The 14,271-nt window shown below is 52.4% G+C and carries 16 protein-coding genes; 15 read left to right on the plus strand and 1 reads right to left on the minus strand.

The window, feature by feature from the left end; translation table 11 throughout:
* Window positions 1–21 precede the first annotated feature (21 nt).
* From efp to KB236_03185, 12 genes are all read left to right on the plus strand, one after another.
* Window positions 22–582: an elongation factor P gene (gene efp / locus KB236_03130; GenBank protein UIF29745.1), complete on the plus strand. Its 561-nt coding sequence runs from the start codon at window positions 22–24 to the stop codon at window positions 580–582.
* 37 nt (window positions 583–619) lie between these two features.
* Window positions 620–1,060 (plus strand): Asp23/Gls24 family envelope stress response protein, encoded by a 441-nt coding sequence (locus KB236_03135; protein ID UIF29746.1) that lies wholly within the window; start codon window positions 620–622, stop codon window positions 1,058–1,060.
* Entirely contained in the window at window positions 1,060–1,491 is a 432-nt protein-coding gene (gene nusB / locus KB236_03140; protein UIF29747.1) for a transcription antitermination factor NusB, read from the plus strand. Before KB236_03135 ends, nusB begins: the two co-directional genes overlap by 1 nt.
* A 378-nt stretch (window positions 1,492–1,869) precedes the next feature.
* Window positions 1,870–2,721: a bifunctional methylenetetrahydrofolate dehydrogenase/methenyltetrahydrofolate cyclohydrolase gene (locus KB236_03145; GenBank protein ID UIF29748.1), complete on the plus strand. Its 852-nt coding sequence runs from the start codon at window positions 1,870–1,872 to the stop codon at window positions 2,719–2,721.
* Window position 2,722: 1 nt separating this feature from the next.
* Complete coding sequence (gene xseA / locus KB236_03150; GenBank protein ID UIF29749.1) at window positions 2,723–4,075, plus strand: exodeoxyribonuclease VII large subunit; 1,353 nt, start codon at window positions 2,723–2,725, stop codon at window positions 4,073–4,075.
* On the plus strand, window positions 4,068–4,316 hold the full coding sequence (locus tag KB236_03155; protein UIF29750.1) for an exodeoxyribonuclease VII small subunit: 249 nt from the start codon (window positions 4,068–4,070) through the stop codon (window positions 4,314–4,316). Before xseA ends, KB236_03155 begins: the two co-directional genes overlap by 8 nt.
* Complete coding sequence (locus KB236_03160) at window positions 4,306–5,211, plus strand: polyprenyl synthetase family protein (protein ID UIF29751.1); 906 nt, start codon at window positions 4,306–4,308, stop codon at window positions 5,209–5,211. Before KB236_03155 ends, KB236_03160 begins: the two co-directional genes overlap by 11 nt.
* A complete protein-coding gene (locus KB236_03165; protein UIF29752.1) occupies window positions 5,208–6,023 on the plus strand; it encodes a TlyA family RNA methyltransferase in 816 nt (271 codons plus the stop codon). The genes KB236_03160 and KB236_03165 overlap by 4 nt, the downstream gene beginning before the upstream one ends.
* A gap of 95 nt (window positions 6,024–6,118) precedes the next feature.
* On the plus strand, window positions 6,119–6,574 hold the full coding sequence (locus tag KB236_03170) for an ArgR family transcriptional regulator (protein UIF29753.1): 456 nt from the start codon (window positions 6,119–6,121) through the stop codon (window positions 6,572–6,574).
* A gap of 143 nt (window positions 6,575–6,717) precedes the next feature.
* Window positions 6,718–8,439: a DNA repair protein RecN gene (recN, locus tag KB236_03175; protein ID UIF29754.1), complete on the plus strand. Its 1,722-nt coding sequence runs from the start codon at window positions 6,718–6,720 to the stop codon at window positions 8,437–8,439.
* 145 nt (window positions 8,440–8,584) lie between these two features.
* Window positions 8,585–10,615, plus strand: a complete 2,031-nt coding sequence (locus KB236_03180) for a hypothetical protein (GenBank protein UIF29755.1) — start codon at window positions 8,585–8,587, stop codon at window positions 10,613–10,615.
* 195 nt (window positions 10,616–10,810) lie between these two features.
* On the plus strand, window positions 10,811–11,272 hold the full coding sequence (locus tag KB236_03185; protein ID UIF30275.1) for a hypothetical protein: 462 nt from the start codon (window positions 10,811–10,813) through the stop codon (window positions 11,270–11,272).
* A gap of 50 nt (window positions 11,273–11,322) precedes the next feature.
* On the opposite strand, the gene KB236_03190 is transcribed toward KB236_03185, so the two are convergent.
* Window positions 11,323–11,652 (minus strand): hypothetical protein, encoded by a 330-nt coding sequence (locus KB236_03190; GenBank protein ID UIF29756.1) that lies wholly within the window; start codon window positions 11,650–11,652, stop codon window positions 11,323–11,325.
* Window positions 11,653–12,096: 444 nt separating this feature from the next.
* Here KB236_03190 and gmk point away from each other — a divergent pair, with 444 nt between their 5' ends.
* From gmk to coaBC, 3 genes are all read left to right on the plus strand, one after another.
* Window positions 12,097–12,711 carry a guanylate kinase gene (gene gmk, locus KB236_03195; protein UIF29757.1) on the plus strand — a complete coding sequence of 205 codons (615 nt, stop codon included), beginning with the start codon at window positions 12,097–12,099 and terminating at the stop codon, window positions 12,709–12,711.
* Between the two features lie 3 nt (window positions 12,712–12,714).
* Window positions 12,715–12,930, plus strand: a complete 216-nt coding sequence (gene rpoZ, locus KB236_03200) for a DNA-directed RNA polymerase subunit omega (GenBank protein ID UIF29758.1) — start codon at window positions 12,715–12,717, stop codon at window positions 12,928–12,930.
* Between the two features lie 108 nt (window positions 12,931–13,038).
* The gene (gene coaBC, locus KB236_03205) at window positions 13,039–14,250 is read left to right on the plus strand and encodes a bifunctional phosphopantothenoylcysteine decarboxylase/phosphopantothenate--cysteine ligase CoaBC (protein ID UIF29759.1); all 1,212 of its coding nucleotides are present in this window, start codon (window positions 13,039–13,041) and stop codon (window positions 14,248–14,250) included.
* Window positions 14,251–14,271 lie beyond the last annotated feature (21 nt).

The following is a 14,271-nucleotide window of genomic DNA, read 5'->3' on the forward strand; positions in this document are numbered from 1 at the left end:
TTTTAGGAGGCTGAACACATTATGGCAATTTCTACTGCTGATTTTAAAAACGGTTTAACTATTGAAGTCGATCACGCAATCTGGCGGATTATTGAATTCCAACACGTTAAGCCAGGTAAGGGTGGCGCTTTCGTTCGTTCAAAGCTGAAGAACTTACGGACGGGTGCCGTTCAAGAAAAGACTTTCCGTGCCGGTGCTAAGATGGAACGGGCGGATATCCAAACGCGTTCGATGCAATACCTGTACGAAGATGCCGACAACCGGGTCTTCATGGACACCGACAACTTCGAACAAATCGAAGTGCCTGACGAACAAATCAAGGATCAACTCCCATATTTGCAAGAAAACATGAACGTTGACCTGGTTCAATTCGGTAACGAAGTCTTGGGTATCGAAGTACCAAACACCGTCGTCTTAGAAGTTACGGCAACGGAACCTGGTATCAAGGGGAACACCGCTTCTGGTGGTTCAAAGCCAGCAACGATGAACACCGGCTTAGTCGTTCAAGTGCCATTCTTCGTTAACGAAGGCGACAAGCTCTCCATTAACACGACGGACGGAACCTACATTTCTCGTGCCTAAGTTTTCAAACGTTTAAACAGTAAGGGAGGGTCAACGAATGGCAGAAGATACTAATATCATTTTAGAATCAAAGGAACCCGCACTGGGTAAGATCGAAGTGGCGCCACAAGTCCTCGAAATCATCGTCGGCATTGCGGCTAGCCAAACTGAAGGCGTTGCGCGGATGCGTGGTTCATTGGCAAACAGCGTCACGGAGCTTTTGGGTCGCAAGGAACAACACGGTAAGGGCGTTAAGCTCGTGTTTGACGGCGACGAATTAGCGGTTGATGTTTACGTTTACTTGAATTACGGGGTAGCGGTTCCCAAGGTTGCCTTGGCCATTCAGGATAGCGTGAAGCAACAATTGTTGTTCATGACCGACCTCGATTTACGTGAAGTAAACGTTCACGTGGAAGGCGTCATTCCCGAAAAGACGGCGCAACAGGTAGATCCTGATAACCTGTTTAACCAGACCGATGAAGGAGACAGTGACCAATAGTGACACTTACACGACATCAGATTCGGGAACGCGCATTTCAAATGCTGTTTGCATTGAATGCCAATCCTGAAGCCGATCAGGACGCGTTGTACCAACGTGTCTTGACCGATGACCCGAACCAAACCGTTCCCGTGCCCGCTTATCTGACAACGTTAGTTCAGGGTGTCTTGGCTAACCAAGCCGAACTGGACGCGCAGATCGACCAGTACCTAAGTACCGGTTGGCAATTAAAGCGAATCGCTAAGACCGACCTGGTCATTATGCGGATAGCTTTCTTTGAAGTCGAACACGTGGAAGAAGTGCCGAATCGTGTGGCGGTCAACGAAGCCTTGGAATTAGCCAAGAACTTCAGTGACGACCGTTCTCGACGGTTTATTAACGGTGTGCTGGCCCATACATTGGCCGGCGACTCCGCGGACTCACAAGCTTAAATTCAGGACCGACTGCCGATGAGGTGGCCGGTCTTTTATTTACGGGTTTTGTGGGGATGAATGGCTCTTGGATAGTTAGCGAGGGAACGTGATTCGTTTTTTAGCGGGTCTGAAAACAGCAATTAAGTATTGCTACGGTGCAATGACTAGTTGGGAAGGGTGAAGACCCAAGGCGAGGAAAAGAGCGGGGTTTTGGCCTCTTTCCGTCCTGCCCACGGCGTTCTCGCCCAAACTTGGCGAACGGTAAGGCGGCTAGTTTTGAACGTTAAACCCCGGGTAAATATAGTTTTCGTTATGGGAACGGATACCTTGCCCGTTTTCAGAAGAGGTATGCTAAAATGGAAAGTAACTTGAATTTTATGGGGAGGACGAGTCTCAATGGCAATCATCATTGACGGTAAACAGATCGCAAAGGACCTCAACGCGCAGACCCAGCAACGGGTTGCGGCGTTGGCACAACAGGGGGGTGTTCCCGGCCTCGCCGTGATTATCGTGGGCGACGACCCCGCCAGTGCCATTTACGTGCGGAATAAGCACCGTAAGGCCGTTAAATTGGGGATTAAGTCCGTGGTGCGGGAACTTCCGGCCACGATTAGCCAGGCAGAACTCCTCGCCATCGTTGGACAGTATAATCAAGATGACAGCATTCACGGCATTCTGGTTCAATCGCCTTTACCCGTAGGCCTGGACGAACAGGCCGTGGTGGCGGCGATCGACCCGGCTAAGGATGTGGATGGCTTCCATCCCTTGAATGTGGGGCGACTATTCGCTAACTTGCCGGGACACTACCCGGTGTCGTGCACCCCTCGGGGCATCATGACCATGCTGGGGATTCTGAATGAGCATCTCCGTGGTAAGCAGGCCGTGGTCGTCGGGCGCAGTATGATCGTGGGTCGGCCGATGGCAGCAATGTTGCTGAATGCCGATATGACGGTGACGGTGGCTCACGTGCACACCAAGCACCTGAGTGAGTTGACGCGCACGGCCGATGTGTTGGTGGTTGCGACGGGCGTGACGCACCTGATTAAGGGGCCGGATATCAAGCGCGGCGCCATCGTCATTGATGTGGGGATGGACCGTGATGAAAACGGTAAGCTGACGGGCGACGTGGACTTTGACGCCGCCGTCGACCGGGCTGGGGCCATCACGCCGGTTCCCGGTGGGGTGGGTCCTATGACCATTGCCACGTTAATGCAGCAAACGGTAGACTTATGTGAGTGGAGTGAGTAACTTGGCAGCAACTGATTACTTAACGGTTACGGCGCTGACCCAGTATTTGAAGCGCAAGTTTGATGTTGACCCGTACCTGGGAAAGGTGTATCTGACGGGGGAAATCTCCAACTTTCGGTTGCGTCCCCACGCCCACCAATACTTTAGTCTCAAGGATGACCACGCGAAGATCAGTGCGATTATGTTCCGGTCGGCCTTTGAGAAGTTAAAGTTCACGCCGGAAACGGGAATGAAGGTGCTGGTCACCGGGCGAATCTCGCTGTATGAACCCACGGGCCAGTACCAGATCTACGTAGAGCGCATGGAGCCAGACGGCATCGGCCAGCTCTATCAGGCGTATGAACAGTTAAAGAAGAAGCTGGCCGACGAAGGCTTATTCTCGGCGCCTAAGCGGCCATTACCCCGGTTTCCCAAACGGATTGCCGTGATTACCAGTCCCAGTGGCGCCGTCATTCGAGACATTATCACGACGACCCGGCGCCGGTACCCCATCGCCCAGATTGTCCTGTATCCCGCGGTGGTTCAGGGGGACGGTGCGGCCCCGGACTTGGTACGCCAGCTAGAACGTGTCAACGCGGCGGGCACCTATGACACGCTTATTATTGGTCGTGGTGGGGGCTCGATCGAAGACCTCTGGCCCTTTAACGAGGAGAGCGTCGCCCGAGCCATCGCAGCCAGCCGGATTCCGATTATTTCGTCGGTTGGTCACGAAACGGACACGACGATTGCCGATCTGGTAGCGGACGTGCGCGCAGCCACCCCGACGGCAGCGGCCGAACTGGCCGTGCCGGTCTTGACGGATGAAGTTTTAAAATTACAACAGCAACGCACGCGGCTTTTTAACGCAATGACCAACCGCATCAATTTCCAACAAGAACGGTTGAACAAGTTAATGGCGGCCTATGTCTTTCGGCAGCCCCAGCGCTTGTATGAGACCTACGTGCAACGACTCGACCACGCCCAACAAGGGTTGGCCCGCAACATGCAGCAACAGGTTCGCCAACGGCAACAGCGCTATCAGTTGGCACGGCAGGGTTTACAGAGTCGCAACCCGTTGGCCCGCGTTCAACGTGACCAGACGACGGTCGATCAGTTGACGGCCCGGCTGAATGCGGAGGCGAAGCGCTATCTGGCGGATCGCCAAGAACGGGTCGGCAAGTTGATGAGTGGTCTGGACTATTTGAGTCCACTGAAGATTATGAGCCGTGGCTACAGCTACGTGACGCAAGACGACCACGTGGTGCGGCAGACGGCCGATTTGAAGACCGGCTCCGCGATGATTCATTTGAGCGATGGGACGGCCACCGCAGAGATTACCAACATTCAACCAGCATCGGAGGATCAACATGAGTGAAGAACAAAAACCAACTTTTGAAGAGAATTTAACCACTTTGGAAAATATTGTTGCTCAACTTGAACAGGGGGATATTCCATTGGAACAGGCCCTGTCACAGTTCCAAAAGGGTGTCGCCTTGAGCAAGGAGCTTCAGGGAACGTTGCAAGGCGCCGAGAAGACGCTGGCGACGATGATGAATGATAATGATCAGGAACAGGCTTTTGAGACGCCACAAGGGGGCACGGGTGATGCCGATTGAAACACGGCTAACAGAATTTGAGACGACGTGGGTCCCACAGCTCAATGCACCATTAAACGCAGCCATTGCGCAAGATACTGGTGATGACCGCTTGGCCGAAGCCATGGCGTACTCCGTGATGGCAGGGGGCAAACGACTGCGGCCGCTACTGACCGTCGCCACGCTTCAGGCGCTGGGTCGGCCCTTCGATGCGCGGCGGCATTGGCGTCCCGTGATGGCCTTGGAGTTGCTTCACACATATTCGCTGATCCACGACGATTTACCCGCCATGGACAATGACGATTTGCGTCGGGGCGAACCCACCAACCACGTCAAATTTGGCGCGGGGATGGCGACGTTGGCCGGCGACGGCCTGTTGACGCTGGCCTTTCAGTGGCTGACGGCGACGGATCTCCCCGCCACGACGCAAGCGCAACTCGTTCAGGCGTTGGCCGTGGCGGCCGGTCCTCACGGTATGGTGGCCGGTCAGGCGAAGGACATTCAGTCCGAACACGTCGACCTCCCCCTTGCGCGTTTACGGGTTTTACACCGCGAAAAGACGGGGGCGCTGCTACATTACGCCGTGCAGGCGGGCTTAATTATGGGTGACGCGCCCCGAGATCAGTGGGACCCGTACTTGGATTTCGCCGACGCCTTTGGGCTGGCCTTTCAGATTTACGACGACATCTTGGACGTGGTGGGTACGGCCGCCGAGCTCGGTAAGGCCACGCAGAAGGATGCCGGTGAGGCGAAGAATACCTATCCCGGTAAGTTGGGCCTGCAGGGCGCCAATCAGGCGTTGATTGCGACCATCCAGACGGGAAAACAGGCATTGGCTCAGTTACCGGCCGGCGACGGTCGTGACCTGCTAGCGGCGTTCTTCAGTTATTTTGATACGAAACGGGTGAAACCATGAAAAAGAAACGCGTTGCGGATTTGTTAGTTGAACAGGGACTCTTTACGTCGCTGGATGAAGCCAAGCGGGCAGTCATGGCCGGCGAGATTCTGGGCACCAACGAGGAACGTCTTGATAAGCCGGGCTCGATGATTCCTGCCGATACGGAGCTTCACTTAAAGGGCCATCCTCTGCCGTACGTGTCTCGTGGTGGCTTTAAACTGGCTAAGGCACTCGAGGTCTTTCACATCGACGTGACCGACCGGGTGGTATTAGACATTGGTTCGTCGACCGGTGGCTTTACCGACGTCATGCTCCAGCACGGCGCCAAGTTGAGTTACGCCTTGGATGTCGGCAGTAATCAACTGGTGTGGAAGTTGCGGCAAGATCCGCGGGTCGTGGTCATGGAACACACGAATTTCCGGTACAGTAAGTTAGCCGACTTTACCAGGGGCCAACCGACGTTTAGTTCGATTGACGTGTCCTTTATTTCCTTGAAAATGATCCTGCCACCGCTTAAGGCGATTATCGCCGAGGGCGGGGACGTGGTGGCCCTGATTAAACCCCAGTTTGAAGCAGATCGTGAGGATGTGGGCCGGCACGGAATCGTCCGGGAACGGTCGGTTCACGAGGCCGTGGTTCAAGGCATCATCGACTTTGCGGTCGCGACTGGATTCAGCGTTTTGGGCCTAGATTTCTCACCCATTAAGGGTGGTGAAGGAAATATTGAATTTCTCGTTCACTTACGCGCAGTTGATAAACATGCAGTTTGTGCAAGTTCAGTTTCCGTCGATCAGACGATTGATGCCGCCTATAAGAGGCTAAATCACTAGTTTATGAGAAAATTATGAGAATTTGCTTTCCAAATACTTAGGTCTGGTATATGATAAGATTATGCATTTTTTATCAGAGAAAGAGGGGGCCAAGTATGAAGAAGCAAGAACGCCAGCAATTACTCAAACGTCTCTTGACGTCACGCGAGATTGAACGTCAGGAAGATTTTGTCCATCTCCTAGAAGCGGATGGCATTCACGTCACCCAAGCGACAATTTCACGGGACATCAAAGAGATGCAGCTGGTGAAGTTGCCGGCCGAATCGGGGGGCTACCGTTACAGCCTGCCGGTTCAAAAGAAGATTGACACCCAGAAGAAATTACAGCGCACGCTTCAAAACGCCTACGTGTCCTTTGCCGTTCAGGGGGAGTTTACGATCCTGAAGGTCTTGCCGGGCAATGGGCCAGTAATTGCGTCGCTATTGGACCAGATGCGCTATGAGTTTGTGTTTGGGACGGTTGGCGACGATAGTTCCGTGTTGACCGTTTGTGTTTCCCACAAGGGTGCTTTACAATTAGAAGAGACGATTGACCGCATGATTGCGGACTAGAACCGACCACGACTGACCGACCAGCGCAGCGCTGACGAAGCAGCTGTGGTCGTTTTGCGCTAGTTCTGCGAGAGATATTCAGGATAAGCGTATAAAGATAACGAAAACGAATAAATTTGCTTCATTTTTGGGAGGCCAGAACGTTGTTACAGGAGCTGTCTATTAAAAATTTTGCCATTATTGACCAGTTGGACGTTGCGTTTAAAAATGGCATGACGGTCTTGACCGGGGAAACCGGGGCCGGGAAGTCCATCATTATCGACGCCGTGGGATTGCTGGCGGGAGGCCGGGGCTCGGCTAACTTTGTGCGGACCGGCACCGACAAGGCGATTATTCAGGGAAGCTTTGTCTTTCCGACCGGTGGGACGACCTACCGGGTGCTCGACGATCTGGGGATTGACCACGACGATGGTAGCGTGATTCTTCAGCGCGAGATTCACGCCAATGGCCGCAACACCTGTCGGGTCAATGGCATGCTGGTCAATACGAGCACGCTGAAGCGGATTGGCGAGACGGCGGTAGATATTCACGGCCAAAACGAGCATCAAGAGCTGATGCAACCCGAAAAACATCTGGGGATGCTCGACGAATTCGCCGGCAGTCAGGTGGCTAAGCTATCGGCGACCTATACGCAAAAGTATGCGGCCTATACGCAATTGAAGGCGACACTGGAAAGTCGGCGGGCCAATGAAAAGGAATGGGCCCAACACCTTGATATGCTGAAGTTTCAGGTCGACGAGATTGAGACGGCCCAGTTGCGCGCCGGTGAGGAAGACGAACTGGTGGCGGAACGGGATCGTTTGGATAATTTTCAAAAGATTAACGATGCCCTGCAACGGACGCAAGTCATTCTGACCGGTGAGGAGACCAGTGCCGGTGCAAACGATCAGATTGGTAGTGCCATGCAGGCCATGCAGGCGATTGCCGATTTTGACCCAGCCTTTAAGCAGATTGCCGCTAGTTTGGAAACGGCCTACTATGCCTTAAGTGATGCCGTGGGTGACGTGTCTTCCCAGCTCGATCTGCTCGAGTGGGACGAGGGCCGGCTGGACGAGATTGAACGCCGGCTGGATGTGATCAACCAGTTGAAGCGTAAGTATGGTGACTCCGAAGAACAGGTCTTAAGCTACTACGACAAGATTGCCGCGGAGTTGAAGCAGATGCAGGCGACCGATGAGACGGCGGATGACCTGGAAGAACGGGTGACCCACCAAGAATCGGATTTGTTGAAGCTGGCGGAGAAGCTCAGCAAGGCCCGGCAGCAGGCGGCTAAACGGCTGGAAAAGGCGATTCACGGGGAACTGGCTGACTTGTACATGGACAAGACCGTTTTTGCGGTGCATTTTACCCGGTCAAAGTCACAGGCCTTGATGAGTACGGGGCTCGATCACGTGGAGTTCTACCTACGAACCAATCCCGGTGAGGCCATGCGTCCGTTGGCCAAGATTGCCTCTGGTGGGGAATTGTCTCGTATTATGTTGGCCCTAAAGACCATCTTTTCCGAGTCACAGGGGATTACCTCGATTATCTTTGACGAGGTGGACACTGGGGTCAGCGGTCGAGTGGCGCAGGCCATTGCTGAAAAGATTAGCGGGATTGCGCAGGCCTCGCAGGTGCTGTGCATTACCCATCTGCCGCAAGTGGCGGCGATGGCCGATCATCACTACTTCATTGCGAAGCGAGTGGTGGCCGATCGGACCGAAACGTCATTGACCCGTTTGGACGAAAACAGCCGAGTGGATGAACTCGCACGGATGTCGGCCGGCACTCAGGTCACCAAACTGGCGTTGGAACACGCGCACGAGCTACTAAAATTAGCCAATGAAGCCAAGGTGGCTCATGCTTCTAGCCCAAATAAAGCGTAATTTAACAAGGCGATTATCACGTGATTGGTAATCGTCTTTAATATTGCCAACAAATTAGTTTAGTGGACATATAAATTCACCCTTAAATTAACCCAATAGTTAGACTATAATTAAGTCAATCAGCAAATACGGTGTAGGGGTGAATATGATGTGGAAAAAGTTGAGCTTCTGGATTCTGGGCCTCATGCTAGGGCTGTTGGTCCTGATGAGTGGGGGCTGGTTGACGGCGCGAGCGGCGGATTTAACGTCTCAAGCTTCTGGAGTTGAGACGCCGAGTACAATTACGGAAGATGGTGTGACGGATTCTATTGATGCCAACGCGGATTTGATGAGCGGCCAAGGTTACGTTCTAACGTATGATTGGGGAATTAATGATGGTCAGGCGATTCACGCCGGTGATACGGTAACAGTGACGCTACCGAAGACGGCTAGTTATTCCAATTTCTTGTCGACACCCATCGACGTTCAACTTCAGGGGAGTGATAAGCCTGCTGGGAGCATGTTACCTAACCCGGACAATTCGCAGCAATTAATCATAACGTTTAATGATAACTTGGCCAATACCAACACCGGTCGTACGGGAACCATTCAGATTCACGTGCAAGGAACTAAAGCGGATGGTTCGGGATCGGGTGGCGGTTCCAGTGTTGACTTGATCAGAAAGAATGGGTGGCCACTTAAGTATGACTATGATGAACATGGTTATCCAACGCATATTGCTTGGCAGATTACGTTGAATCCCGATAATAAAAATTTGGGTGATGTTACCTTGACCGATCAGATTGGGCCACATATGACTTTTCATCAGGCGCAACAGGAGACCGATCCCTATAAGATAACGACTAACCCTATCTTACCTGCGGCTGACTTTAGTGCCACCGATTCCGGATCGACCCTCGTCATGAAATTAAAAAACGTGACGAAAAAGGTGGATATTTTCTACTATGCGGATATCGATCCCCAGTACTTCATGACCCATCAACAAGGGAATTTCAGTAATGCAGTTGGCCTAGTCAGTACTTCTGGTGGCGGAGATGCCACGACCGACCCAGGGACTCCCGATGGTGTTCCGGCAACTCAAAACATTGTTAAAAACTATAGTTGGGGTGCCAGTGCGACTATCGATGGCTGGTACCTGGGTGGTTTTGAATTAACGAAATCGGCTGCTGACCAGACGGCAACTAAACTGGCCGGTGCGACTTACACGTTACAAAAGAAAAACAGCGAGGGCAGCTATTCAGATTATCAAACGGGTCTCATTACGGATGGCCAAGGAGTCTTAAGGGACGTTAGTTTGGAAGCTGGAGAGTACCAGTTGACCGAAACTTCTGCTCCAGACGGTTATTTGCGTGGAACTAGTTCCATTCAATTTACAGTCTCGGCCAAGGACACGCCAACGGTTCACAACCTAACCCAGAGTGACCAGCCCAACGGCGCCACGCTGACCAAGACCAATGCCAAGACAAAAGCAGCTGTCCCGGATGCGACCTATCGCTTGGTTAAGGGAACTGCGGGCGGTCCAGATGATACGGCGGTGGTGAAAGACAATCTCGTTACCGATAACAAGGGACAAGTGACCGTTAGCAAGCTCGCACCGGGAACGTATTATTTTGAGGAAACTCATGCACCTAGTGGTTACCAGCCGAATTCGGAGCCGGTTAAGGTCACCATTACCAATGAGGATACTAGCGTTCAAACGGTCAGTCAGAGTGATCAGCCAACCGAAAATAGTAGCAGTAGTAATAACAGTAGTAGCGGTAGTGAAACCCCGTCTTCTTCATCTTCATCCGATGCCAGTTCCAGTGCACCAACAGCGGATAATTCAAAGACCCCGTCGTCTTCTACCACTGACGACACGCAATCTGGAACTGAGCCAGACACCAGTAGTACTAAGACGACTAGTTCCAGTTCGACCTCCACGAAGACCCAGCATCAGGTTGTGGCTAACGTGGGGACGAGTTCTAGCTCGTCAACGTTACCTTATCGTCATGGGGCAGCGGCCGCCGATAATGGAGCAAGCCAGTCTCAACGGTCGTCGAAGCCAGACACCGGCGTACAACGGCTGTTACCTAAGACGAATGGTCAACGTAGCCTAATTGCCATGCTGATTGGTTTCCTAATCTTAGGTTTGAGCGTTGCCGGTTGGCGGTGGCATGAGTCACGGTCAACCCGATAATGGTTAAAATGAACGGACAGCATGCCTTGCCGCATGGTGCCCGTTTTTTGGACAAAGTAGTTAACAAGTTAACTGAACAAATCAAGCCCATCACAGGGCCGCTTTAGCCGCCGTTCGGGTGGGCGTTTTACTGGGGAGCAACGATGAATCAGCCTATAATTGATGTTAACAAATAACCATTTGGGGGATGCCATTATGAAGGTTGGATTGTTTGTCGGGTTAGCCGTCGTTTCGTTAGGACTTTCGCTCGGTGTCAGCAACGCACAACCACAGCCGATTCGCGCCGTGGCAACGGTGAAGACCACGCCGAAGGCCATTCGTGGTAGTTGGTTCCAGTATCAGGATTTGCAGTATCGGGTGAAAGTTACCAAGTCGGCTTTCATCTTCGGTGGGGGCTACTATGCCCATCAAAAGTGGCATCCCGTGGACCAACACACCTATCGTATTAGTCGAAATGTTAAGGCTGGCACGTGTACCTGGGGTAAACGGGCCGACGCCCAGGGTTATCAAACCATCAAGGTCAAGAATGGAAAGTTCTTGGTTAAAGTCAAAGCTGGGATTTTAACGGTTAAGCAGTACCAGCACGGCCAAGACGTCAACGGCTACCCGCTGTATTTCCATCAGGTCAAGCACCCAGCTACTGTTTTCTCTAAGTAAAAAACGTCCCCTGGAATAGCGATTGGGCAATTTCAGGGGACGTTTTGTGGTTAATGTGCACGTTGAATAGAGCGTAAGCGTTCGGGAGTCACAATAGTGGTGAGCGACCGGCTCTGTTTTAAGATGAGGTGACCAGCGGTGTCTGCCTTCAAATGACCAACGACCGTTGCGGGGGCAACGTCCACGGCGGCCTTGAACTGAAGTTGCACCAAGTAGTGCCGCTCAAGGGCCTGCTGAATAAAGTAGGTTAATTGAAAATCGGGCATTTGGGGGTAAACAACTTGACCATTAATGACGGGAAGCTCGCTAAAAAGTTCTTTATACGCCGTTACTACCCGATCAGACAGGGCAGTTGTACCATTCGTAATTAAGTTTTGCATGCTGATCACCTCGAACGTTTGTTTGTATTTTTATTATACGAACACGTGTTTGATATTGCAAGCCTTTTTTGTGATTTGGCCGAATTATCTAGGCCTTGATTCGTGGAAAAACTGTCATACCGCGGATGTCGGGCGCTTCCGTTGCACGCTGGTTCGGAAAATGGTGGGGTGGTTCCGAGTGGGAAAAGGTGCGCCGTCCCGAATGGCTGTTCTCCCTGAGGTGTAACCTATCTGTGGCGCAAACAGGCCACCGGCGCGGCTATAACCGGGGCGTTTCGAATTTTTTTCCCGTTTTCAGCGTTAAAGGCAGTATTTCATCCTAAATAGTGGTAATATAGTAACCTATAGATTATAGCTGAAGCCAACGATGATTGGTTTTAAACGACACGGTACCTTAGGGTGACGGTGTCATAATTAAATTTTTAGTGAAGGGATTTTTAAACGATGGCTAAACGTGGAATGCTCATTGTGCTTTCAGGCCCATCCGGCGTCGGTAAAGGAACGGTGCGTAAGGCGCTGTTTGACACCGGCGAGACCGACTTTTCTTACTCCATTTCGATGACGACGCGGAAACCGCGTGAGGGCGAAGTCAACGGTGTTGATTACTACTTCGTCTCCAAGGAAGAATTCGAGGAGAATATTCGGACCGGACAGATGCTGGAATACGCCAAGTATGTTGACAACTACTATGGCACCCCGTTAAAATATGTTAATGAGACCTTGGATCAAGGCAAGGATGTTTTCTTGGAAATTGAGGTCAATGGTGCCATGCAGGTTCGGGCAAATTGTCCGGATGCAGTCTTTGTTTTCCTGACACCACCTGATTTGATGGAATTGAAGCACCGCTTGATTGGTCGGGGCACTGACGCCATGGACGTTATTAACAAACGAATCAAGAAGGCCGTCGGTGAAATTCAGATGATGCGCAACTATGATTACGCCGTGGTCAACGACGAAGTTAGCAAGGCGGTTGACCGGATTCAGATGATTATTCGCAGTGAACGGTTACGGGTAACCCGGGTGATGCCGGATTACGAACAAATGATTGGAGACGAATAAATAATGCTACTTTATCCCTCAGTTGATGATTTATTAGCACAAGTGGATTCACGGTATTCTTTGATTATGCTGGCTAGCAAGCGGGCACATGAATTAGATGCTGGTGCCAAGCCACTGTTGACCGACTACAAGTCCCCAAAGACGATTGGTCGCGCCCTCGAAGAAATTGCAGCCGGCGCTTTAATGATCGATCCGGACGAAAAAGATTTGAACGCCTAACACGGGTATTTCAGAAAAGACCAGGTTGCCGTTGGGTAATCTGGCTTTTTTTATCAACACTTGATTGGTGAAATCGTCAATCAGGGTAATTGTGAACGGAGGGACAGTATGTTTGAAGGAAAACACGTGACGTTAACCATTAGCGGGAGTGTTGCGGCCTACAAGGCAGCCACGTTAGCGCGGGCCTTACAGCGCGCGGGCGCAACGGTTCGAGTGGTGTTAACTCCTGCAGCTGCACGGTTTGTGACGCCAGCCACTTTTGCGGCGTTGACCAAGCAGCCAGTGCTGACTGATGATACCTGGTGGCGGGAGGACGGTCAGATTGCACACGTCGAGCTTGCCGATTGGACGGATCTAGCGCTAGCGGCACCGGCGTCTGCCAACCTCATGGCCCAGTTTGCCAATGGTCTAGCCGATGATGTGGCGAGTGCAACCTGGCTGGCCACCACGGCGCCTAAGGTTGTGGTACCGGCCATGAACAGCCACATGTGGCAGGCCGCGGCTACCCAGCGGAATCGCCAGCAATTACTCGCCGATGGGACCACGGTGCTCCAACCGGCCACTGGGGCGTTGGCTGAAGGCTATACCGGCACGGGACGGTTCTTAGAACCCGCCGAGATTGTGCGGCAGTTGGGTCAGTTCCCCTTGTTTGCGCCCCAGACCTTACGGGGGAAGTCGGTGATTGTGACCGCCGGGGGCACCCGAGAACGGCTCGATCCCGTGCGCTTCCTGACCAACGATTCCTCCGGTAAAATGGGGTACGCGGTGGCTGCCGCGGCCCAGGCGGCTGGGGCGACGGTGACCCTGATCACGGCACCAACTCGCCTGACGCCGCCCGTGGGGGTCAAGGTTGTTCCCATTCAGAGCACGCGCGACCTGGCTAGCGCTGTTTTGACCCAGTTTCCGCACGCGGATGCGCTGGTCATGGCTGCCGCCGTCGCTGATTTTCAACCGCTGACGACCGCCGATCAAAAGATCAAGAAGACCAAAGACAATGACGAATTAATTCTTAAACTCAAGAAGACACCGGATATTCTGGCCGAAGTGGCGAAGATCAAGCGTCCCGACCAAGTGACGGTGGGCTTTGCCGCTGAAACACAAAATTTGTTGGCTAACGCGCAGCACAAGCTCGCCAGCAAGTCGCTAGACCTGCTGGCTGCCAACGACGTTTCTCGCACGGATATCGGCTTTAATAGCGATGAGAATCAGGTGACCTTTATTCAGGCCAACGGGGTTAGCGACCAGACGCCCAAGACTAGCAAACGGCAGATTGCCACGGCATTGGTCGAGCGACTTGCAGATATTTTAAAGACGAAATAATTTTAGGAACGAAATGAGGTG

The sequence above is a fragment of the Levilactobacillus brevis genome (assembly GCA_021383565.1).
Classification (GTDB): Bacteria; Bacillota; Bacilli; order Lactobacillales; family Lactobacillaceae; genus Levilactobacillus; species Levilactobacillus brevis_B.